General features: G+C 62.4%; 18 protein-coding genes and 2 pseudogenes. 12 read left to right on the top strand and 8 right to left on the bottom strand.

Features of this window, described 5'->3' with window-relative positions; genetic code table 11:
- Positions 1-409 precede the first annotated feature (409 nt).
- Together U9J33_RS23715 and U9J33_RS23720 are read right to left on the bottom strand one after the other, a co-directional pair.
- The gene (locus U9J33_RS23715; RefSeq protein WP_324699386.1) at positions 410-1,354 is read right to left on the bottom strand and encodes an alpha/beta hydrolase; all 945 of its coding nucleotides are present in this window, start codon (positions 1,352-1,354) and stop codon (positions 410-412) included.
- Positions 1,355-1,660: 306 nt separating this feature from the next.
- The gene (locus U9J33_RS23720; RefSeq protein WP_324699387.1) at positions 1,661-2,323 is read right to left on the bottom strand and encodes a TetR/AcrR family transcriptional regulator; all 663 of its coding nucleotides are present in this window, start codon (positions 2,321-2,323) and stop codon (positions 1,661-1,663) included.
- 44 nt (positions 2,324-2,367) lie between these two features.
- On the opposite strand from U9J33_RS23720, the gene U9J33_RS23725 reads away from it, so the two are divergent.
- Together U9J33_RS23725 and U9J33_RS23730 are read left to right on the top strand one after the other, a co-directional pair.
- On the top strand, positions 2,368-3,123 hold the full coding sequence (locus U9J33_RS23725; RefSeq protein ID WP_324699388.1) for an SDR family NAD(P)-dependent oxidoreductase: 756 nt from the start codon (positions 2,368-2,370) through the stop codon (positions 3,121-3,123).
- A 20-nt stretch (positions 3,124-3,143) separates the two neighbouring features.
- A complete protein-coding gene (locus U9J33_RS23730) occupies positions 3,144-4,130 on the top strand; it encodes an MBL fold metallo-hydrolase (protein WP_324699985.1) in 987 nt (328 codons plus the stop codon).
- Between the two features lie 391 nt (positions 4,131-4,521).
- Here the strand turns inward: U9J33_RS23730 and U9J33_RS23735 are convergent, their stop codons facing one another.
- The 5 genes from U9J33_RS23735 to U9J33_RS23755 form a co-directional block, all read right to left on the bottom strand.
- A complete protein-coding gene (locus tag U9J33_RS23735; protein ID WP_324699389.1) occupies positions 4,522-5,448 on the bottom strand; it encodes a family 43 glycosylhydrolase in 927 nt (308 codons plus the stop codon).
- Between the two features lie 631 nt (positions 5,449-6,079).
- Positions 6,080-7,240 (bottom strand): IS30 family transposase, encoded by a 1,161-nt coding sequence (locus U9J33_RS23740; protein WP_324695151.1) that lies wholly within the window; start codon positions 7,238-7,240, stop codon positions 6,080-6,082.
- Positions 7,241-7,758: 518 nt separating this feature from the next.
- Complete coding sequence (locus U9J33_RS23745) at positions 7,759-8,955, bottom strand: IS91 family transposase (protein WP_186000109.1); 1,197 nt, start codon at positions 8,953-8,955, stop codon at positions 7,759-7,761.
- 1 nt (position 8,956) lies between these two features.
- The gene (locus U9J33_RS23750; protein WP_185999485.1) at positions 8,957-9,871 is read right to left on the bottom strand and encodes a tyrosine-type recombinase/integrase; all 915 of its coding nucleotides are present in this window, start codon (positions 9,869-9,871) and stop codon (positions 8,957-8,959) included.
- A 427-nt stretch (positions 9,872-10,298) separates the two neighbouring features.
- Complete coding sequence (locus U9J33_RS23755) at positions 10,299-10,745, bottom strand: MarR family winged helix-turn-helix transcriptional regulator (protein ID WP_054436096.1); 447 nt, start codon at positions 10,743-10,745, stop codon at positions 10,299-10,301.
- Positions 10,746-11,055: 310 nt separating this feature from the next.
- Between U9J33_RS23755 and ectA the strand changes: the two genes are divergently transcribed.
- The 10 genes and pseudogenes from ectA to U9J33_RS23805 form a co-directional block, all read left to right on the top strand.
- The gene (gene ectA, locus U9J33_RS23760) at positions 11,056-11,547 is read left to right on the top strand and encodes a diaminobutyrate acetyltransferase (RefSeq protein ID WP_324699987.1); all 492 of its coding nucleotides are present in this window, start codon (positions 11,056-11,058) and stop codon (positions 11,545-11,547) included.
- 17 nt (positions 11,548-11,564) lie between these two features.
- The gene (ectB, locus tag U9J33_RS23765) at positions 11,565-12,881 is read left to right on the top strand and encodes a diaminobutyrate--2-oxoglutarate transaminase (RefSeq protein WP_324699390.1); all 1,317 of its coding nucleotides are present in this window, start codon (positions 11,565-11,567) and stop codon (positions 12,879-12,881) included.
- Between the two features lie 30 nt (positions 12,882-12,911).
- On the top strand, positions 12,912-13,298 hold the full coding sequence (locus U9J33_RS23770; protein WP_324699391.1) for an ectoine synthase: 387 nt from the start codon (positions 12,912-12,914) through the stop codon (positions 13,296-13,298).
- Between the two features lie 18 nt (positions 13,299-13,316).
- Positions 13,317-14,243, top strand: a complete 927-nt coding sequence (thpD, locus tag U9J33_RS23775; protein ID WP_324699392.1) for an ectoine hydroxylase — start codon at positions 13,317-13,319, stop codon at positions 14,241-14,243.
- A complete protein-coding gene (locus U9J33_RS23780; RefSeq protein ID WP_324699393.1) occupies positions 14,240-15,679 on the top strand; it encodes an aspartate kinase in 1,440 nt (479 codons plus the stop codon). Before thpD ends, U9J33_RS23780 begins: the two co-directional genes overlap by 4 nt.
- Before the next feature lie 51 nt (positions 15,680-15,730).
- Entirely contained in the window at positions 15,731-16,999 is a 1,269-nt protein-coding gene (locus U9J33_RS23785; protein ID WP_324699394.1) for an MFS transporter, read from the top strand.
- A gap of 17 nt (positions 17,000-17,016) precedes the next feature.
- The gene (locus tag U9J33_RS23790; RefSeq protein WP_420719925.1) at positions 17,017-18,330 is read left to right on the top strand and encodes an MFS transporter; all 1,314 of its coding nucleotides are present in this window, start codon (positions 17,017-17,019) and stop codon (positions 18,328-18,330) included.
- 104 nt (positions 18,331-18,434) lie between these two features.
- Positions 18,435-19,673 carry a mechanosensitive ion channel family protein gene (locus U9J33_RS23795; RefSeq protein ID WP_324699989.1) on the top strand — a complete coding sequence of 413 codons (1,239 nt, stop codon included), beginning with the start codon at positions 18,435-18,437 and terminating at the stop codon, positions 19,671-19,673.
- 3 nt (positions 19,674-19,676) lie between these two features.
- On the top strand, positions 19,677-20,516 hold the full coding sequence (locus U9J33_RS23800; RefSeq protein WP_324699396.1) for a hypothetical protein: 840 nt from the start codon (positions 19,677-19,679) through the stop codon (positions 20,514-20,516).
- A 99-nt stretch (positions 20,517-20,615) separates the two neighbouring features.
- A pseudogene (locus U9J33_RS23805) lies at positions 20,616-20,846 on the top strand (SLC13/DASS family transporter); the annotation flags it as partial.
- On the opposite strand, the pseudogene U9J33_RS23810 reads toward U9J33_RS23805, so the two are convergent.
- Positions 20,837-21,774, bottom strand: a pseudogene (locus U9J33_RS23810) (Na+/H+ antiporter NhaA). The pseudogenes U9J33_RS23805 and U9J33_RS23810 sit on opposite strands and share 10 nt — an antisense overlap.
- Positions 21,775-22,123 lie beyond the last annotated feature (349 nt).

Below are 22,123 nucleotides of genomic sequence, written 5' to 3' on the forward strand. Positions count from 1 at the left end.
TACGGTATCAGCGCAGCTCTGAATATCACGCGCAGAACAATGCGCTCGCAGGAAATACGAGAAATCGTGCCGCTTGCCGACAGCGCGGTCAACGACATGCAGCGGCGGGTAAAATTCCCACCGCACTTCTATCTCACCTCGAGCTGAGTGGCTTGGAGCAGAAAGAGGAGCACGTCCTGAGCGCCGGTGGTTATGTCTGCTTTTTCCGAGACCAGCCGTTCAACACCGCGCCTGCGAATGGCTGCTTCGTCCCAGCCCCGGCCATAACCGGACTGACCGCTCGTAGGCGCGGGACTTTTCCAATTGAGCGGCTTGGATGGGCGCATTGTGTTGCTGCCAGTCCGTCGCCGACCCATTCCAGAAGCTCAACGCTAAAACTTTTCTTCCCAGGAGCCGACTGGCCGCTATCCTACTGGCGGAGCCCGACTGTGACCGGCAGTAGGTACTTCAGCCCGTGGGTGAAGCCGCGCGGCGCGACGCTGACGTGATCTTCGTCATTGAGAACTTCCGTCTGCAAACGAAGGGAGGGATATCTGCGGGATCGCAGGATCTGATCCATGTCCCTGGTATCAGTCACCATATTGGCGGATTTGGAAAAACGCGCATCGCCGGGTCGCGTCTCTTCGTATTCGCCAATGTACATGTAGACCCGCGCCGGCAAGTCGTCGTGGCTGGTCGCGTAGGCGCGTGCCTGATTCACCATGAAATGATGATCGTACCAGAACGAGGGGCTCCCCAGAACATAGCCATCAAACAGGCCGGGTTCGCTCAGCAGGATCTGCATGCCGAGCAGCGAGCCGTATGAATGGCCCAGAAAAATCCGCCGCTTCTCGTCCGTCCGGTAGCGTTGAGCGACGAAAGGTAGCACTTGGTCCCGAACATAGGTTTGATAGGCCTTCGCTTGACCGTGTACCGCTCCCTTCGGCGATCCGGCAGGGCCGTTCTCCGTCGGCGTGTAATCGCGACGGCGGCTTTCCACGCCGCCTTCCCCTTTTGCATAAGAGAGCCCGACGAGGATGAACTCTTCGATGGTCGGCCCCTCGACATTGAGACGGCGGCCGATCTGCTTGAGCATCGGGAACGCGTAATCGGCGTCCGTCGCATAGATTACCGGATATCGACGCTCAGGCTGTGTGCGGTAGGATGGCGGTAGGGCCACGAAGACCTGATAGCCTCGTTGCGATGCGGGATCGGGCACGTCCCATACCTCGCTTTCGGTGACCTCGTAGGGCCGCCCGTCCCCTCGTTGTACGGCTACGCCGGGCGTCTCTTTTGCCTGGGTTTGTCCCGTGGACGCATCCGTGCAGGCGGCGAGCGCGTTGGCACAGAAGCCGATGAAAAGGAATTGCTTCAACAATGCCGCCCCCGTCTTAACAATGTCGAGCTTAGATCCCGGCGGCCCCCGGCCGTCAGAATTCGTAATCACCGTAGAGTGTTAGCAGTCGCTCGGAAGACTGTCTCGATCACGTCAGCCCCAAGGAAAGGCGCTTCGTCGCATCGCTTGAATGATCAGATCGGCAATTTCATCGCCATCAAGAGCATTCAAACTAAAATCAGGCTGATTGGATTAAGACGAGTGCCGAGCGGTTTCTGAAACCGACCCATTCCGGACCTTAAATGGCAAATTGAGCGCACCGATAAGAGGAAGGTCCGCTTATCCTTACACGCTCCGACTGGCGGCCACCAAATAACCGTGGCAGGCCTCGGGGAGTTCGCGCCGAAGTCGCGCGAAATTTTCCTCTGAAGGGTCGGCCTCCATGACGACCCGGACGGACCCGCCCAACAGCGCCGCTAGCATGAAAGCCACTGACGCTCGGTCGGCGAATTGCGCATCGCAGGCACTGGCGAGCAGCCCATCGATCGACACCGTCATGGTCTGCGCCGCTCTGCTCATCAGTTCGGACAAGTCAAATTCGGCAGAGATGCCGTAGATAGCGCGCGAGGCGACCATGTCTGCCATCTTCGCGTCCAGCCAGGCCGTCGCCACGCCATGCGCGATCGTCTTGAGGTCACCGCCCATCAACTGGTCTGTCGCGTCCCTCATCGCCGTTTCGATCAGGTTGAACTGGCGCTCGACCAGAGCGAAGAGCAACGCCTGCTTGTGGGGGTAATACTGGTACATCGTACCTACGGAAACGCCGGCGCGCTCGGCGACTTGCGTCGTGGTGAGATGTCCGAGTCCCCGCGTCAGCAAAACCTGAATGGTCGCGCAGTGAATGGCCTCGATCGTCACGGCAGAACGCACCTGTCGCGGCGTCTTGCGCGGTTTTAGCAGTGCAGGCGTCGGGCGGCTCATATGCGAATACCAAAGCTGAAGGATCATTCATATCTAAGGGATAAGAACGATCCCCTGCAAGGAGCTTTACGTTGAAGACTGTCCTCATCACCGGTTGTTCGACCGGCTTCGGTCGCGACACGGCCTTACATTTCCTCAACCAGGGCTGGCGCGTGGTAGCCACCATGCGCAATCCGGCCGCCAGTACACTCCCGACGTCGGACCGGCTGCATATCCTTCCGCTCGACGTGACCGATGCAGACAGCATCGCGGCTGCAATCGGGCAGGCCGGAGCGATCGACGTGCTCGTGAACAACGCCGGTATGGGATGGCTGAACGCGGTCGAGGGCTCGCCTCTCGAAACGGTGCGCGAGGTTTTTGAAACCAACCTGTTCGGGGCGATCGCGATGATGCAGGCCGTCCTTCCCGGGATGCGAGAGCGACGCTCGGGCGTCGTCGTCAATGTCAGTTCCAGCTCGCTCTACAAGCCCTTGCCCCTGCTGTCGGTCTATCGTGCCAGCAAGGCGGCGATGAACGCTCTCAGCGAATCCGCCGCGCACGAACTGGCACCCTTCGGCATCCGCGTTCGGGTCGTCATGCCCGGCATGGCGCCATCGACCAGTTTTGGCAGCACCGCCCAAGGCCACGTGGCCGATGCCGGTGGCTTCGCCGAACCCTATGCCGACTATGCCCGGCAAACGCTGGCGACGATGATGGAGGCTGCCAATGGCCCGGTCACAGAGGCCCAGGACGTCGCGGATGCGATCTTCCGTGCGGCGACCGACGCGGACTGTCCGGCGGTTCTTCCGGCGGGCGCAGACGCCATTGCCTGGGCGGAGGTGAAGTGATCCACTTGAAGCGAGGCCCTATGTCATCCGCGAACCGCTACTACTCCGGGCCCGTCTCATCCCACTTCGACGGGCACCGCTTTACGAACTCGGCAGGAGAGCCGGAAACGGACCGGTCTATGCGCGATATCCTGCGCTGGTATCGCACGGCTCCCCGGACCAGATGGCCGAAATCGATGCCGGTGTCTCCCATCGTTCCGGCGGAACGGGTGGAGGGATTGTGCATCACCATGGTCGGCCATGCATCCGTGCTGATCCAAACCGGCGGGCTCAACATCCTGACCGATCCGGTCTGGTCCAACCGTGCCAGTCCGCTCGCCTTTGCCGGGCCGCGCCGCGTGACCGCGCCGGGTGTCCGGATGAGCGATCTGCCACCCATCGACGCGGTCCTCCTGTCCCACAATCACTACGACCATCTGGACGTTGCGACCCTGCGTCAGCTTCAGGCGCGGCATGCCCCAAGGATCATCACCCCTTTGGGCAACGACAGCATAATTCGCCGCCACATCCCCGATGCCCGCGTCGAAACGGGCGACTGGTTCGACCGCTTCGACATCGCCCCGGGTGCTCAAGCGCATGTCGTACCGGCCTTGCACTGGTCATCGCGTGGTGCCCGCGACCGCCGCATGGCTCTGTGGGGCGGCTTCATGTTGCAGGCCTTTGGCCGGACGGTCTATTTCGCTGGGGACACTGGCTACGGCACAGGTGCGATCTTTCGCAACTTGCGGGCACGCTTCGGGCCGGTCGATGTCGCAATCCTACCGATCGGTGCGTATGCACCGCGCTGGTTCATGGCAGCCCAGCATATCGATCCCGACGATGCCATCCAGATCATGCTGGACCTGGATGCAAAAGCGGCTGTCGGCATGCACTGGGGGACATTCAAGCTGACGGACGAACCCTGGGATGAACCCGCCCGGCGCCTAACGGCGAGCCTGCGTACAGGCGGCATCGATGCCGCGAAATTCATAGCCATGCGGCCTGCTGAAACAGCTGAATTCGAATAGCTACATGCCCCGGGGTGCGCGTACACCACCGACCCTTTGTCGCCGTTCAACCGCCGATTGTCCGCTCCCAGGTGCAGCCGGTCTGCTATGCCATTCAGGATGCCCAAGACTGGCCGGTTGCGGAATGGCGGCTCACCGGCTCAGATCGGCAGATAGCTGCCCGTCGCCTTTCGTTTGGCGCATCGCCAACAAAGGAGATTTGCTGCCGGTCTGCAGACCCCCCATTGCGGCCCCTCATCAGCCGGAGGGTCGCGCTCCATAGCGGCCTGTCGGTGCTCACCGCTCGGGAAGGAACGCAACCTGACCAGAGAGCCCCATCTCAGTCATGTTTATGGAACATCGGCGCTTGCGGCGGTCCTCCGGTGCAAGCGCCCCCATTCACACTCTCTATTTATCGCGGTATACGCACACCGCTGCGGTTCAGATGCAGCGGCGCAATGCGTCCGTCCGGCAGGTAGTTGACCTCGCAGAGAACGCTCCGGCGGAAAAGCGGTGAAGTGCCGGGTTGGGATTGATCATTGCACGCGAAAAACCACTTGCCGCGCCATTCAAAGAACGACCCGTGCCGATCAAAATTGAGCCAGTCCTTCGGACGATATTGTGGCGGGGGCGCATGGGGCCCGCGCATGGCGCTGTCGTTGCGGAAGGTCTCGTCTACATTTTCAGGCTTCAGCAACGCCCCTTGACACTTGAAGGGGCCGTACGGTGAGCTGCTGACTGCATAGTAGGTGCCCCAAGACAAGTAATAGAGATCACCTCGACGGTGGAGAAACGGCTTGTCGTCCGTTTTACCGGGTCCGAACGGCCCTTCCTTGTCGGTAATCTCGACCAGACGCGGTTCCTCGGCCAAGGAGACCATATCCTCGTTAAGACGCACCACATAGAAGTCGAAGGTGCCGAAGACCATGTAGCTGGTCCCGTCCGCTTCTTGGAGAATGCCCGGGTCGCGCGATGCAGTCGGAACTTGCCCCTTTGCGATCAATGGCTTCCCGAGAGGGTCTTTCCACGGACCTTCTGGCCGGTAGCTCTCGACCACCCCGATGTCCTCCGGACCCATGGAAAAGTAGAGATAGAACTTTCCGTTTCGAGCGGCCGCATCCGTAGCCCAACATTGGGTACTTGGCTGACGCAAGTAGGTCTGTTCCGGCGTGAGGGTTCCTGCGAGCATCCAATTTTCGAGATCGGTGCTACGCCAGATTTGCCAATCGTTCATGGTGAAGGTTAAATTGTCTGGTTTCGCATCATGTGTCGCGTAGAGCCAGGCGACGTCATTGTAGACCCGGATCTGCGGGTCACATACACCTGCCGGAAGCTTCATCGGATTTCGAATTGATCGAAACTTGACTTCCGCGCTGCAACCGAACGAAGGAGCAACAAGCGCAGACCCGGCTATCAAGGAAACTTGGAGCAAGTCCCGACGTGATACGTCCATTTATTATCTCTCCACTGATCGACGTTGGGATCATCGTCCCTGCGTTTTCAGGGTAAACGACACGTTCCATCGCGTCCAATAGCGCCTTCTCGATAGGCCATAGCCTGTAACTATGGATCGCCTCTGTCCGTGGAGGACGTACGCGCGCGGAAGAAGCGAGCTGCGGTTCAATAAGTGAGCGGGCATAACCGCGAGCGGCGGAGTTCAGGATCGTTAATTAATCGCGATATGTTTGATCGAGGCTCTGCGATCTGATTGGACGGGTCGACCGACTGCCAGGCGACACTGGCGGTTGAAAGGCGCGAAATGGGACGGCTAGATCTGGTCGGCAGGTGCCGCTTTGGTCGGGTGCGATCAATGTCAATCATCGGCGGCCTGTCACCCGAAAGCGGCCTGACCGCCATCCACCCATCCCGGTCTTTGTGGTGCCCTTATCGCTTCTCTTGAAACCGGTCCGGCGGGTTTGTGCAAGGCTCGTGACGTTTGCGTCTTTGATCGGCTGCGATGGGTGGTGGGTTCAACGGGTGGCGGCAACACAGGCTTGAAAGCGCTCTGCGGGTGTTTGGTATTCGAGCGTTTTCCTTGGCCGTTCGTTGAGTTGCCGGGCAACGGCACTCAGTTTGGCCTGGCTGTATAGCGATAGATCGGTTCCTCTGGGAAAGTATTGTCGTAGCAGACGATTGGTGTTTTCGTTGGAGCCGCGCTGCCAAGGCGATTGCGGATCGCAGAAATAGACTTCGACATCGGTAGCCAGTGAGAGGCGCGGATGATCGGCCAGTTCCTTGCCGCGATCCCAGGTGAGCGACTTGTAGAGTTCGCGCGGTAGGCGCTGCGTCTGCCTGATCAGCGCCGACACCACGCTCCTTGTTTCCTTGTTGGCGACCTTGACCAGCATCACGTAGCGCGAATGCCGTTCGACCAGCGTCGCGATGTAGCTGTTCTTTGTGCCTCCGATCAGATCGCCTTCCCAGTGGCCGGGAATGGCGCGGTCCTCGACCGACGCGGGACGCTCGCTGATCGACACGGCATCCTTGATCTGTCCCAGCCCGTTGCGCTTGAGGCTGGCGTGCCGCGACCTGCGGATGGTGCGCCGGGCGCGCAGATGCTCCAGCAATTCCTTCTTAAGAACTCCCCGCGCCTGTATGTACAGGCTTCTGTAGATAGTCTCGTGCGACACTTGCCTATGCGGCTCCTCGGGAAAGCTGCGCCTGAGCCACCCCGCAATCTGCTCTGGTGACCATTTGCGGCACAGCTTGGCCGATACTGCCCGGGCCAATGGCGGCGAGCAAGCCAACTTGCAGGGCTTGGGCCGCAAGGCTCGGTCCCAGGCCGCCTGATCGGACACGGTCGCCCGATACCGTGCAAGGCCGCCGTTACGCCTGACTTCGCGACTGATCGTCGAAGGCGCGCGGCCCAGTCGCCGTGCTATCGCACGCAAGGGTTCACTGACGCTCAGGCCCCGCGATATCTCCTCCCGTTCGGCAAGGCTCAGCGCAAGGCGGCCACGCTTGCGATCGGCGGGCCTGATACCGCCGGTCGGCGAAATCACCGAAAATACCGACGATGACTCTCGATCAAACCTTCGCCCGATCGAACTCATCGATTCCCCGCGCTGCCAACGATCCCATATCTCCGCTCGCTGGCTGGCCGTGTAATATATCCGACGACGCTGCTTCATCGCGACACTCCATCTTCCTCAAAAGATTAAAGTGTTGCCACCACCCGTTGAACCCACCCCCAGCCTCAGTCATGAGCGGACTGACTGCTCATAGGCGCGCTGCTTTTCCAATTGAACGGCTTGGATGGGCGCGTAGCTGTCAAAGCACAGATGGCAATCTCTATGCCAGGAGCGTCAGCTTTCTTGGGCTACGTGCTCGGAACCGGACCGAGCAAAATGTCGAAGGGTTTCGGGCGCCGGCAGGCGTACGAAAGTCTTACATGTACGACCCGCGGTGCCTCAAGCGCTGAGCTATGGGGATTTCGGATCAGAGCCGTTAAGCGCGCTGGCGCTATTACTGGTTTGGTATGATCCGTGTGGCCCAGGCGGACTGCCGTTCGCCCGGTTCAGACGGTTTAATTGGTGGCAGTGCGCATCGTTTTCGTCATGCGTTATGGCATCGGCGATGCGCAGCGCGAGCGTCAGCGCTTCCCGCCACGGTGCTTGGGCAGGATGTATATATGCCAGGCCATGCCGGATCATGGCGCGGTCTCCGGGTTACGGATCGGGATGTTTGGCGGTGCCCGCGGTTGTCGCCAGCGTTCGAAGGTCTCGATGATGATCATATGCCCGCCGCAACAAGGGCACGGTGGTCGCAGATCGACGGGCTCTTCCAGTACAGCATCGTCGGGCGGCGCGGCGACCTCGAGCAAGTCACGAGCACGCGCAAGATTGGCTTTGCGCGATGAACTGGCCAGCAGACCATAATGCCGGATACGGTGGAAGCCACGAGGCAGGACATGGGCCAGGAACCGCCGGATAAACTCGCCGGTGGCGAGGGTCATGACGCATTGTCGTTCGGGTCCATCGCGACGGTAATCTTTGTAACGGAGCGTGACGCCGGTCTTGTCGAAGGCGATGAGCCGTCGGTTGGAGATGGCGATCCGGTGGGTATAGCGGGACAGGTAGGCGAGCACCGCTTCAGGGCCCGCAAAGGGCGCCTTTGCATAAACCACCCATCGCGTCTTCCGGACCGGTGCCAGATGACGCAGGAAGGCGCGCCTTCCGGTGAGTGATGCGAGCGACCTGAAGAAAGCGAGCTTACCGGCGTCGTAAAGCTGGATCAGCCGGGTCAGGAACAGACGGCGGAACAGCTTTCCCAGGACGCGCACCGGCAAGAGGAAGGCGGGCCGCGTAGATATCCAGCGCGTTCCGTCGAGTGCGATGCCGCCACCTGGCACCACCATATGGACGTGGGGATGGTGCGTAAGCGCCGAGCCCCAAGTGTGGAGCACGGCGGTGATCCCGATCCTGGCGCCTAGATGCCTGGGATCGGCCGCGATTGTCAGCATGGTCTCCGACGCTGCCTTGAACAGCAGATCATAGACCACCGCCTTGTTCTGAAAGGCGATACTGGCGATCTCTGCCGGTAGCGTAAAGACGACATGGAAGTAGCCGACCGGCAACAGATCTGCCTCGCGTTCCGCCAGCCAAGTGCGCGCCGCCGCACCCTGGCACTTGGGGCAGTGCCGATTGCGGCAACTGTTGTAGGCGACCCGCCAATGCCCGCAGTCCTCGCAGCCCTCGACGTGACCCCCAAGGGCTGAGGTGCGGCAGTTCTCGATCGCCGTCATTACCTTGAGCTGGGTGAGGCTCAGATGTCCGGCATGGGCGGCCCGATAGGCCGGCCCGGCGGCACGGAAGATATCGGCGACCTCGAGTGAGGTGCGCAACAGCTCAGCCGTCTGGCGCTGCCTGTGGCTGAGGTGCTGGGAGCAAGGCGAGCTTGTCGAGCGGACTGATGACAGCACGCGCAGTTCGGGTCGCAACCTTGGTGTAAAAGGCCGTAGTCTCCAGCTTCTCGTGCCCCAGCAGCGCCTGGATTACCCGGATGCTCACGCCATCCTCCAACAGGTGGGTCGCAAAGCTGTGTCGTAAGGTATGGGGACCGACCTTCTTCGCGATACCGGCCGCGTGCGCCGCCTCCGCGACGATCCTATACAGATGGCGCGTGCTGATCGGCTTGAGATAATGCTGTCCCGGAAACAGCCATCCATCGGCATGCATGACGCCTTGTTGACGCCCGACCTTCCACCACTCGCGCAACAGGATGAGCAGATCGGCAGGGAGGATCGCATTGCGATATCTTCCGCCTTTGCCCCGTTCGACGCGGAGCAGCATACGCTCGCTGTCAATATCGCGCACCTTGAGCATCGCCACCTCAGCCACGCGCAAGCCTGCGCCATACGCCACCGATAATGCTGCCTGATGCTTCAGCGAGGTGGTCGCGCCGAGCAGACGCGCGACCTCGTCAGGACTAAGGACCGTGGGCAACGCTCGAGGGTGCTTAACGAAGTAAAGCCTGCGGGAGAGATCGGGTCGATCGATTGTGCGTGTGAAGAAGAAGCGCAGTGCCGATACAATGCTGTTCATCGTCGGCACACCGACGCCCGCATCCTGCTGATCAATCTGGAACTGACGCACTTCCTCTGGTGTCGCGGTGTCGGGAGGGCGTCCGAGATAATAGGCAAAGCGCTCTACGTGGCGAACATAGTCGATCTGGGTCTTACGCGCGAACCGGCGCATGTTCATCTCGTCGATCATGCGCTGACGCAACGAGCTGACTGGAAGGTCAGAAATAATCTCGATCATCGTTCGTCTCCTTGGTTGAAAGGAGTCGCGATGGTCTGCCTACCCGAAGCAGGGCTCAATCATGGTGCTGCACCAGAGCGATGAGGGACCTAACGCCAGGCGCTACTCCCGCGTAGCGGGTTCGTACTTGTCCCATTGCCGGCCGTTCATCATCGCCGATCTCTCAGTCAACGAATGACCGCTTTGGAGATGCTCTTAGAAGGCGCTGAATGGCGGCTCTGTCCGCGTCTCAAGTCACCCTGACAGGGGTGAGGCTGGTTGCACTTGCATTCAAAGCGCTCGATGACCTTTTCGGCCATTCCTCCCAATGTTCAGTGTTGTTTGTCGGTCTGTCTCCCCAGCGCTCCAGCGATGACTTCGATGTGATGGGAAGGATGCGTGGCAATCTCCGCCGATTCTCTAAATCCGTCCGTTCGAAGCAGTTTAATCAGACCAGGCCTGCGCTCTCGGGCGTAAGCAACCCATCGAGCCGTTCCAGCGCAGCCAGGATCATCGCCTGCTCCCAAGAGGCAAGGCCGGCATAACCCTGGCTGAAGCGCATCTGGAGCGGAAACGGCGAGGCCTTCAGCTTTTCCCGGCCGAGTTCGGTGACTTGCAACAATACCTGCCGCTTGTCGGTAAGGCCGCGCGTGCGCGTCACGAGCTGCGCCGCCACCAGGCGATCGACGATGTTGGTGATCGTCGCCTGTCCAAAACCCAGGGCGCTCGCGACCGCGCTCGGCGTGATCGTCTCGTTGCCTCCGATCTGCCGTAGCACCAGTGCCTGCGAGGAGGTCAAGCTCGTCGCAGCGGCCATTTTCCGGTTCTCTAGCTCGGCTGCGTCGAGAATTTTTCGCAGGGCCAGAAGTGCCGCCGGTGTGAGATCGATTTCCATGCCCGATAGCTAGCTTTCCTGCGGGTTTGCGCCAAGCGTGAAGATGCTTCGAAAATCGAATTAATTGCAGTTCCATGACGGTGTGAAAGCGAACTTTTGAAACCGTACTGTTGCGCATATTCTCGCAATCCCTATGGTATGACGCGAGAACCACGAATGACATGGCAACGGCCAAGCACGCGAACGTGCTTCGGAGGGTGAAGTAATACTCGATGATAATGTGAATGAAGTTGGCCCGCAGAGCGATTCCGCGAGCCCGATCCGCGCGCGCGACGAGGGCGGCGTTGCGGAAGGAAATTCCGGCGCTGCTATCGTCCTGCGCGAACCCAAAGCCGAGGACGGGCCGGCCATTTCCGCCTTGATCGCGGCATCGCCGCCGCTCGACGGCAACTCGGCCTACTGCAATCTTCTCCAGTGCAGCGACTTTGCCGGCACTTGCGTGGTCGCCGAAAGGGAAGGCCGGCTGCTCGGCTGGATTTCCGCCTATCGTCCGCCCTCCCGTCCCGACTGTATCTTCGTCTGGCAGGTCGCCGTGGCGGCCGAGGCGCGCGGGGAGGGCCTGGGTGGGCGCATGCTCGACGCATTGATCGCCCGCAGCGCTTCGCGCGGCGCGCGTGAACTCACCACGACCATTACCGAGGCGAACTCGGCCTCCTGGGCCCTTTTTTCCGCCTTCGCGCGGCGCCACGGCGCCGTCCTGACGCGCTCCACGCGCTTCGAACGCGATGCCCATTTCGCCGGAGCGAACGATACCGAATGGCAGGCAAGCATTTCGCCGCTGCCGTTCATTCCGTCCAACTGAACAGGAAATTCCTCCAGATGACGACGATTCCCCAACCGAGCGCGCATGCGCCGGATACCAGCATCTATGACCGCCGCGAATCCCAGGTTCGCAGCTATTCGCGCGCCATGCCCCGCCAGTTCGACCGCGCCGAAGGCGTCTGGTTGCACGACAGCAAGGGCGGGCGCTATCTCGATTTTCTGTCGGGCTGCTCATCGCTGAACTACGGACACAATCACCCGGTGTTGAAGCAGGCCCTGATCGACTATATCGCCCGTGACGGCGTCACGCATGCGCTCGATCTCCACACCAAGGCCAAGAGCGAGTTCCTGCGCACGTTCGAGGAAGTGGTCCTGGAGCCGCGCGGGCTCGACTATCGGGCGATGTTCACCGGCCCCACCGGCACCAATGCTGTCGAGGCGGCCATCAAGCTGGCGCGCAAGGTCACCGGGCGCGAGATGGTGATCGCTTTCACCAACGGCTTCCACGGCATGACTCTGGGCGCGCTGGCCTGTACCGGAAATGCGGGCAAGCGCAGCGGTGCGGGCGTTCCCCTCAACCATGTCAGCCATGAACCGTTCGACGGCTACTACGGGCCGGATGTCGATACGGCCGAACTGCTGGAACAGCGCCTGTCGGATCCGTCCAGCGGGCTCGATGCGCCTGCTGCCTTCCTCGTCGAGACCGTGCAGGGCGAAGGCGGCCTCAATGCCGCTTCGCCCGAGTGGCTGCGCCGGATCGCCGCCATCGCCCACAAGCACGGCGCTTTGCTGATCGTGGACGACATCCAGGCCGGTTGCGGCCGCACCGGCGACTTCTTCAGCTTCGACGGCCTGGGCTTCACGCCCGACATCGTCACTCTGGCCAAGTCGCTCTCCGGCATGGGCCTGCCCTTCGCGCTGACCCTGATGCGGCCGGAATTCGATCAGTGGTCCCCCGGCGAGCACAACGGCACGTTCCGGGGCAACAATCACGCTTTCGTGACGGCCACGGCGGCCTTGCGCGAATTCTGGGCGGATCCGGCCTTCGTCGATGATATTGCCCGCCGCAGCGGCATCCTGGAACGCCGCCTCGAAGCGATCGCCGCCCGCCACGGTTTGTCCACCCGCGGCCGGGGCATGATGCGCGGCATCGATGTGGGGAGCGGCGAGGTGGCCGGAAAGATCACCGCTGCCTGCTTCGCGCAGGGCCTGATCATCGAAACCAGTGGCGCTTACGACGAGATCGTCAAGGTGCTGGCGCCGCTGGTGATCGACGATGCCGTGCTCAACGCCGGTCTCGATATCCTGGAAGAAGCCGTGGCCGAGGCGCTCCCCGCGCTCGCAGCGACGCGCAAGCTCGGCGTCGCCGCCTGAGCCCGATCCCAGCATTAAAGGAACATACCCATGATCGTTCGCAATCTCGAAGATATCCGCAAGTCCGACTGTCACGTCCAGGGCAAGGGCTGGGTCAGCGACCGTCTGCTGCTCAAGGATGACCGGATGGGCTTCTCGTTCCACGTCACTACAATGTTCGCGGGCGAGGAACTGCACATGCACTACCAGAACCATCTGGAAGCCGTGCTCGTCCTTCAGGGCAGCGGCACGATCGAGGATCTCGGCACCGGTGAGACCCACGAACTGAAGCCGGGGGTGATGTATGCGCTCAATGCCCATGACCGCCACATCGTGCGCCCGGTGGAGGACATACTCTGCGCCTGCACCTTCAATCCGCCCGTCACCGGCCGCGAGGTCCACGACGAGAACGGCGCCTATCCGGCTCTGGCTGACTGAGGGAGGGACAGGCAAACGATGCAGGATCTCTATCCCACCCGATGCGAAAGCGAACCCAGGCTACAGCCGCGGGACGAACCCGTCGCGCGGCGGGCCTGGCACCCAGCTGCGCCGCTGACCGCAACCCAGGTCGAACAGTTCGACCGGAACGGCTATCTCGTGCTGGAAAACCTGTTCTCCGCGCAGGAAGTTGCCACGCTGCAGGCTGAAACCGGACGCCTCCTGGCCGATCCCGCCGGTCTGAAGGACGAGACGGTCATTGCCGAACCCGGCAGCCGGGAAGTCCGCTCGATCTTCGAGATCCACGCCCAGAGCGACGTCATGGCCCGCCTTGCCGCGGACCGGAGACTGGCCGGTGTCGCCGTCTTCCTGCTCGACGACGAGGTCTACCTTCATCAGACCCGGCTCAACTACAAGCCGGGCTTCGCGGGCAAGGAGTTCTACTGGCATTCCGATTTCGAGACCTGGCATGCCGAGGACGGGATGCCCGTGATGCGGGCGCTGTCCATGTCGGTCCTGCTGGCGGAGAACACGCCGAACAACGGGCCGCTCATGGTGATCCCCGGCTCGCAGGGGACTTTCGTGTCCTGCGTCGGCGAAACGCCGCAGGACCACTACCGCCAGTCGCTGCGCCGCCAGGAATACGGCGTTCCCGACGAACTCAGCCTGGCCGAGCTGGCCCATCGCCACGGGATCGACGCGCCAGTCGGCAAGCCGGGTACGGTGGTGGTGTTCGACTGCAACATCATGCACGGCTCCAACGGCAACATCACGCCTTTCCCGCGCGCCAATGCCTTCCTGGTCTATAACGCCGTCAGCAACCGGCTGACGTCGCCCTATGCCGCGCCCGCGCCGCGTCCCGAATTCATCGCTGCGCGCGATTTCTCACCGGTAGTGCCGATTTCCGGCGCAATCGAGGGACTTGTCGAAGGAGTAGCGGCATGACGGGAACGCACAGCGTCGAGAAGATCGGCGGCACGTCCATGGCCGCCACCTCCACCGTGTTCGAGAACGTACTGGTCGCCGGACGCAAGGGCGCGGATCTCTACAATCGGATTTTCGTCGTCTCGGCCTATGCCGGGATGACCGATCTGCTGCTCGAGCATAAGAAGAGCGGCGAGCCGGGCGTTCACGGCCATTTCGTGCGCAACGAAACGCCGGGCGCATGGCGCACCGCGCTGACCGAAGTGCTGGGCGCCATGTGGGCGCGCAATGCCGAAATGTTCGCGCGCCCGCAAAGCCGCGAGGAAGTGGACCGTTTCGTTGCAGAGCGGATCGCCGCGCTGGAATCCTGCCTCGACGATCTCGACCGCCTGCGCCGCCACGGCCATTTCCGCCTCTCGGAGCAGATCGCCACCTTGCGGGAAATGCTGGCCGGTCTGGGCGAGGCCCATGCCGCGCACTCGACGGCGCTGCTCCTACGCGATCGCGGGGTCAATGCCGTCTTCGTCGATCTTTCCGTCTGGAGCCAGGACGATCTGGTCGATCTCGACGAACGCATCCGCACCGCCTTCGCCTCGATCGATCTCTCTCGCGAGATGCCGATCGTCACCGGCTACGCGGGCTGCGAAGGCGGCATGGTGCGCCGCTATGCCCGCGGCTACTCCGAGATGACCTTCTCCCGTATCGCCGTCGTCACCGGCGCGCGCGAGGCGGTCATCCACAAGGAGTTCCATCTATCCAGCGCGGATCCCCGTCTCGTCGGCGAAAGCCGGGCGCGCAAGATCGGCTGGACCAACTACGACGTGGCCGACCAGCTCGCCAACCTCGGCATGGAAGCGATCCATCCGCGTGCGGGCAGGGGTCTGCGCCAGTCGGGTATCCCGCTGCGCGTCCGCAACACGTTCGAACGCCATGACGAGGGTACGCTGATCGAGGGCGACTACGTTTCGAAGGCACCGCGCGTGGAGATCGTCACCGGGCTCGCTTCGGTCCAGGCCCTGCAATTCTTCGAGCAGGACATGGTGGGAGAGAAGGGCTACGACGCGGCGATCCTGGAAACGCTGACCCGCCACGGCGCCTGGATCGTCAGCAAGAGTTCCAACGCCAATACCATCACCCATTACCTCAGCGGCACCGGCAGCGAACAGGCCGCGCAGATCGTCGACGATTTGTGCGCGCAGTGGCCCGGATCGGTGGTGACCGCGCAGGAAGTGGCGATGGTCTCGGTGATCGGCACCGACTTGTCGGAGCCCGGACTGGTGCCCCGCGCTCTTGCCGCACTGGACAGCGCGGGCATCGGCCTCGTCGCGCTCCAGCACCAGATCCGTAACGTGGACGTCCAGTTCATCGTTGCGGCGCCGGACTTTGAGGAAGCCGTCCGTGCCCTTCACGCCGCGCTGGTCGAGGCGGGCACCGCCACCGACCGCGCCGCGGCCTGACCGGAAAACGCGCCCTTTTCCGCATTTTGGCGGAAAGGGCGCCGCATCATCATGCTAAAGGCCATCCTTCCCGTCCGCAGCCTGCTGATCGCCATCTTCCTGCTCATGGCGGGCGGCGGGTTCCTCAACACGCTCGTCGCGTTGCGGCTGGAGCGGGCGGGAAGCGGTGCGCTGGCGATCGGTCTCGTCGGGACCGCCTATTTCGCCGGCCTCACCCTGGGGTCGGTTCGTGTGCCCGCGCTGGTCGGGCGCATCGGCCATATCCGGGCCTTCGCGGCCTTCGTCACGCTGCTCAGCGCAGATACGCTGGCCTATGCGCTCCACACCAACCCGGTGTTCTGGGGCGCGCTGCGCTTCCTCGATGGCCTGTGCCTCGCGGGGATCTACGTCTGCGTGGAAAGCTGGCTGAATGAGCGCGCCGAACCCGATCGTCGCGGCATGGTGCTGGCCGGCTACATGATCATGCTCTACGGCGGGCAGGCGGCGGGGCAGTTCCTTATCCGCCTGGGAGCGGGGGGACCGGCAGTGCCGCTGCTGGTGGGATCGATCCTGATTTCCCTGGCGGCGATTCCAGTGCTGCTGACCCGTATCGCCGCGCCCGAAACCGGCGATTTCGCGCCGCTGCCGTTTCGGGAACTCTACCAAACCTCGCCTCTCGGTATGGTCGGTGCCGGGCTGACCGGGGTGATGCTCGGCGCTTTCTATGCGCTCGGCGCCGTGTTCGCGCGCCGGCTGGGCATGGATCTTTCGCAGACCACCCTGTTCATGAGCGTGGTGATCCTGGGCGGCGTGGTGCTGCAATGGCCGCTCGGCTGGCTGTCCGACCGCATCGACCGCCGCAAGGTGATCGTGCTCGCTTTCGCCGGAACGCTGGCCGCCGCGCTTGCGATCGCCCTCACGGCGCAGGCGGGGATGCTGCTGCTCGGGCTCGGCGCCCTGTTCGGAGGCTTGAGTTTCGCGCTCTATCCCTTGTGCGCGGCCCATACCAACGATCACCTCGCGCCGGAAAAGCGCGTGGCGGCGAGCGGCGGTCTCGTGCTCGTCTATTCGCTGGGCGCCGCTGCCGGACCGGCCACGGGATCCTTGGCCGTGTCCCTGACCGGGGCTTCAGGACTGTTCCTGTTCATCGCCGCCTGCGCGAGCGCCGCGGCTTCGTTCGCACTGCTGCGGCAGGCGAAGTCGGACCCCGTGCCCGCCCACCTTCAGGAAAGCTACATCGGCCTGCCGCGCACCTCGCCGCTGGCCGCTTCGCTCGATCCGCTCGCCCCGGAAACATCCGCGGCACCGGACGAGTCTGGACAAACAGGGAGCCGTCATTGAATCCGCCCGCCAGAATACTGCCCGCCGTAACAGGGCCCGCCGTAACAGCGAGAGCCGAACCGCGCGACTTGCGCCGAGCCATCTGCGCATCCGCCATCGGCAATGCCACCGAGTGGTTCGACCACGGTATCTACGCCTATGGCGTGAGCTACATTTCCGCCGCCCTGTTTCCCGGCGAGACGGCGGAGGCGACGCTATTCGCGCTTGCCACTTTTGCGATCTCGTTCCTGGTGCGTCCGCTGGGCGGCCTGTTCTGGGGGCCGTTGGGAGACCGCTATGGCCGCAAGGCCGTGCTCGGCCTGACGATCCTGCTCATGGCCGGTGCCACTGTCGGCGTCGGCCTCATCCCCTCCTATGCCGCTATCGGCGGCTGGGCACCCGCGCTGCTCGTGGTCCTGCGCATGGTGCAGGGCTTCTCCACCGGCGGCGAATACGGCGGTGCCGCGATCTTCATGGCCGAATATGCCCCGGACGAGAAGCGCGGCTTCTACGGCAGCTTCTTGGAAGTCGGCACTCTGGCCGGTTTCAGCGCCGGCGCGCTGCTGATGCTGAGCTTCTCGCTGCTGCTGGGGGATACGGCGATGCGCGAATGGGCTTGGCGCCTGCCGTTCCTGCTGGCCGGTCCGCTGGGGCTGGTCGGCCTCTACTTGCGGGCGCGCATGGCGGAGACACCGCTGTTCCAGGAAGCGGAGGCGCAGCGCGAGAGCGGAGAGGCGGAACCAGCCGGACTTCGCCACCTGCTTTCCCGCTATCGCCGCCCCCTGCTGGCGATGAGCGGCCTCGTCATCGCCCTCAACGTGGTCAACTACACGCTGCTGAGCTATATGCCGACATATCTGGAGCGCCGCCTCGGCCTTGCCACCGACACGGCTCTGATCGTGCCGATCTCGGGCATGCTGTTCATGATGCTCCTGCTCCCGTTTGCAGGTGCCCTGTCCGACCGGATCGGTCGCAAACCGATGTGGCGGGCATCGCTGCTGGGGCTCACCCTGCTGGTCATCCCGCTCTACCATCTTATGGGCATCGGCCCGGTACAGGCGGCGATCGGCTACGTCCTGCTCGGCCTGCTCTATGTGCCCCAACTCGCCACGATTTCGGCGACCTTCCCGGCCTTCTTCCCCACCTCGGTACGATTTGCGGGCTTTGCGCTGGCCTACAACCTGTCTACCTCGCTGTTCGGAGGCACGGCGCCCGTAGTCAACGCCTGGCTCATCGATGTGACGGGCAACCCGCTCATACCGGCCTACGTCATGATACTGGCCTGCCTCTGCGGTCTTCTCGCGCTGGAATTAACACCCGAGAGCGCCGGAAAACCACTGCCAAGGACTTGAACAGGTCGCCGTATCGATCCTTTTGAGGAACCGTCTTGCCTACCCGATCCCCATCGACTTTCCGTTTTCCAACCCTGGACCTGCCCTGGGCGAGCGAGCCCTGGATGCAGACGGGCATCGCCCTGCTGGCGCTACTGGCCGGTGCGGCCCTGGCGAACTGGATCGCCAAGCGGATCGTGCTCAAGGGCGTGCTTCGCCTGCTCGGGCGTAGCCCGTTCGAAGCGGAAGCCCGCCATGTCGGCGCCATCGCCGCGCGCCTTTCGAACATCCTGCCGACCGTGATCGTGCAAGTGGGCATCGCCGCTGTGCCTGGCCTGCCGATGGAGTTCGTTTCGCTCGTCCACAGCCTTTGCGCAGTGATCATCATCCTGACGCTTGCCCTTGCCGTCACGGCGACGCTGACTCTCGGCAACGAGCTCTACCAGCGCCGCCCCGATGCCAGGAACCGGCCGATCAAAGGCTATGTCCAAGTGGCCAACCTGCTGGTCTATGCCGCAGCCGCGATCCTGATGCTGGCGGCGCTGATGAACCAGTCGCCGCTACTGCTCTTGTCGGGCCTCGGCGCCATGGCGGCGGTTCTCATGCTGGTTTTCAAGGACACGATCCTCTCGCTCGTCGCGTCCGTGCAGATCGGTTCGAACGACATGGTCCGCGTGGGCGACTGGATCGAGATGCCCAAACTCGATGCCAACGGCGATGTGATCGACATCGCCCTGCACACCGTGAAAGTTCAGAATTTCGACAAGACGATCACCACGATCCCCACCTATCGCCTGATTACGGAGAGCTTCCGTAACTGGCGCGGCATGTCCGAGTCCGGCGGCCGCCGGATCATGCGTGCGTTGATGATCGACCAGAGTTCGATCGGCTTTCTCGGTGAGGCCGACCTTGCGAAATTCGCGCGGTTCGGTGTGCTGCGCGAATATCTCCGGCAGCGTCAGGACGAAGTGCAGGGGTGGAACCGGGAGCATGCTCCCAGCGAAGTGCTCGATGCACGGCGGTTGACCAACCTCGGCACTTTCCGCGCCTATGTACTGGCCTATCTGAAAGCGCGGCCGGATATCGCCGACGACAAGACCCTGCTGGTGCGTCAGTTGGCGCCCAGCGAGAATGGCCTTCCGCTCGAAATCTACGCTTTCGCAACAACTACGGTCTGGGCGCAATACGAAACGATCCAGGCCGACATCTTCGACCATCTGCTCGCAGTCATGCCGGAATTCGGGCTGAGGGTTTTCCAGCGGCCAACGGGGGCAGATTTTGCCTTTCTCTCGCGAGGTCCAGGGCGTAGCCCTGAAGGCAAGTTCCTCTCGCCCACCCCTGTATCCTTTCAGCGGAACCCCTGAACTATGCCCGCTCGCCTCCCAATCCTGCTGATCGGCCTGGCGGCCGCCACCTGCTCGCTCATATCCAGTGCCTCGCGTGCGCAGGTCCGTTCCCTTTCCGCGGACCAGGGAACCTACGTGGACACAGTAGAGCTCTCGAAAAAGGCCGACCTTGTCGTGCTTGCGCGGATAACGCAATTGAAGCCCGTAGCGGGCACTGCACCGGGCACACGGCTGCCAAATCATCGTCGCTACTATGCCGAAGCCAGCACGCGGGCGCTGCTATACGGCAAGAACGGGATCGGTGGTTCGCTGCAGTATCTGGTCGATCTGCCCGAAGCTTCAGCGCAAAGCGCCACCGATTGGATGGGGAAGGATGTTTTCCTTTTCGCATCGCGCGTGCCTGGTCGACCCAAAGAGATCAAGCTGGTGGAACCCGCCGCGCAGCAGCTTTGGTCCCCGGAACGGGAGAGCCGCCTGCGCGGGGTACTTCGTGCGCTGGTCTCGCCGCGTGAGACAGCCCCCGTAACCGGTGTAAGGGAACTGGGCTATGTTCCCGGAAATCTTGCGGGGCAGGGTCGCACGCAGATCTTCCTTGATACGAAAAAGGGTCCGGTGACCATCGCCGTGCGTCACATGCCCGGCCAGCCCGAAAACTGGGGTGTCTCGTTTTCGGAACTGACGGGAGGCGATCTGCATCCCCCCACCAAAGACACGCTCGAATGGTACAACCTTGCCTGTTTCCTTCCGGCGTCACCTCCGCAAAGTGCTTACGTCTCGGGCGCTTTCCCCTCCAAACAGCAAGCTTACGCGGACTATCGCATGGTTCTGGCGGCACTTGGGCCATGCGAGCGGAGCCAATAAATATCCACGCATCGCATCGCACGGGATTGATACCAGCGGACTTTAACGGAGATCGGCATAGCGTTGCATGCATTCCTGATCCGATCGGACAGGCCGGGGCCACTGGCGATCGATGCAGCAAACCTCCTGCATGTAAGTCCAGATGCCGCGCTGCTGGCGGTGCTGATCGGCGCCTCGTCGGATTTCCTGACGCCGATCGGTCATCAGAACAATCTCCTGGTCATGGGGCCCGGAGGCTACCGGTTCAGCGACTACCCGCACATGGGTGCGCCGCTGGTTGCGCTCGTCGTGGGCTGCGCCGCGCTAACCCTCTCGCTCCTTTACGCCTGATCCGGGATTTCCCGGTGCGCCAGGCGCAAAACGATGAAGCCGGCCAGCCCCGAGAGGAGGGAGCCTGCAAGTATACCGATTTTCGCTTCTGACTGGAGTATCGGAGCACCGGGGAACGCCAGGAGCGTGATGAACAGGCTCATGGTGAAACCGATGCCGCACAGCAGGGCAACCCCCAGCATCTGCATCCGGCTTGCGTGGGCAGGCGCATCGACAAGACCAAACCAGACAGCAAGCGCGGTAAATCCGAAGACGCCAATCGGCTTGCCGAGAAGCAACTCCACTGCGACGCCAAGCGTCACCGCTCGGCAAGCGCGCGAAGCGGCAGGGTGAGTACCGGGGCACCTGCGTTTACGAGCGCGAACAGCGGGACGATGATGAAGCCCACCGGCACGTGCAGCGCCTTTTCGAGCCGGTGCAGTGGACCGAGGTCGTCAATGATCGCCAAGGCTGCAAGGAATACCTTTAGCGATGCCGGAACACGGGTGCCGAGCAGCGAGATGACACCCAGCGCAAAAGCAATATCCGTCGCAGTAGGAATGGCCCATCCGCGTGCCGTTTCATCGCTATTGAGGCCAAAGAACAGCAATGCGGGGACAAGCATTCCGCCAAGCGCGGCGATGCCGGGGAAGAGACGCCGGGGCCACGAGGCGAGCTGCCCGTCGAGCATTTCGCGCTTGATTTCCAGTCCGACCAGCAGGAAAAACGCCGCCATGAGCGCATCGTTGATCCAATGCGCCAGCGAAAGTGGTCCGACATGAAAACGCAGGATTGCCTCATAGTCCAGGGCAAGAGGCGAATTGTCGAGGACGAGCGCAAGCGCTGCCATCGCCATTAGGATCAGGCCGGCATTGGCCTGACCGTCGAGAAAACGACGAAGCGCACTGGGGGATTTGAGGCGAGCGAGGGCCAGACGGACTCCGGGCATGGTCTGACATGCAACGGCGGCCCGACCGATGCTACAAAACCTGCCGCCATTAATGGCGAACTCCCGGCTGTCGCTATTGCAGACCGGAAGAGCATGACGCAAGGGTCATGGTTTCTGAAACTGACAACGTTCGCTTGTCCTTGAAACTTCAAGCAGTGCCGAGATCGGAGTTCGCGGTTTTCCCGAAACCTTTGCACGGGATCCACCGATCTCTTCACGGCCCGTCTCGAAAATCCTGAATGGGCAAACAAATCTGGACGCACGAAGGCTAGAAAGATCAGCGACGGAAAGACCGGTAAGCGGCGCTGTAGACGGACATAGGAGTTCGATCAGGCCGCACCTCTCGGTC

The sequence above is a fragment of the Novosphingobium sp. RL4 genome, assembly GCF_035658495.1.
Taxonomy (GTDB): Bacteria; Pseudomonadota; Alphaproteobacteria; order Sphingomonadales; family Sphingomonadaceae; genus Novosphingobium.

Excerpts from the sequence above, each read along its gene's own strand:
- U9J33_RS23720 (WP_324699387.1), bottom strand. The coding sequence starts at position 2,323 with ATGATCCTTCAGCTTTGGTATTCGCATATGAGCCGCCCGACGCCTGCA.
- U9J33_RS23730 (WP_324699985.1), top strand. The coding sequence starts at position 3,144 with ATGTCATCCGCGAACCGCTACTACTCCGGGCCCGTCTCATCCCACTTC.
- U9J33_RS23735 (WP_324699389.1), bottom strand. The coding sequence starts at position 5,448 with ATGAAGCTTCCGGCAGGTGTATGTGACCCGCAGATCCGGGTCTACAAT.
- U9J33_RS23740 (WP_324695151.1), bottom strand. The coding sequence starts at position 7,240 with ATGAAGCAGCGTCGTCGGATATATTACACGGCCAGCCAGCGAGCGGAG.
- U9J33_RS23750 (WP_185999485.1), bottom strand. The coding sequence starts at position 9,871 with ATGATCGAGATTATTTCTGACCTTCCAGTCAGCTCGTTGCGTCAGCGC.
- U9J33_RS23755 (WP_054436096.1), bottom strand. The coding sequence starts at position 10,745 with ATGGAAATCGATCTCACACCGGCGGCACTTCTGGCCCTGCGAAAAATT.
- ectB (WP_324699390.1), top strand. The coding sequence starts at position 11,565 with ATGACGACGATTCCCCAACCGAGCGCGCATGCGCCGGATACCAGCATC.
- U9J33_RS23770 (WP_324699391.1), top strand. The coding sequence starts at position 12,912 with ATGATCGTTCGCAATCTCGAAGATATCCGCAAGTCCGACTGTCACGTC.
- thpD (WP_324699392.1), top strand. The coding sequence starts at position 13,317 with ATGCAGGATCTCTATCCCACCCGATGCGAAAGCGAACCCAGGCTACAG.
- U9J33_RS23780 (WP_324699393.1), top strand. The coding sequence starts at position 14,240 with ATGACGGGAACGCACAGCGTCGAGAAGATCGGCGGCACGTCCATGGCC.
- U9J33_RS23785 (WP_324699394.1), top strand. The coding sequence starts at position 15,731 with ATGCTAAAGGCCATCCTTCCCGTCCGCAGCCTGCTGATCGCCATCTTC.
- U9J33_RS23795 (WP_324699989.1), top strand. The coding sequence starts at position 18,435 with ATGCAGACGGGCATCGCCCTGCTGGCGCTACTGGCCGGTGCGGCCCTG.
- U9J33_RS23800 (WP_324699396.1), top strand. The coding sequence starts at position 19,677 with ATGCCCGCTCGCCTCCCAATCCTGCTGATCGGCCTGGCGGCCGCCACC.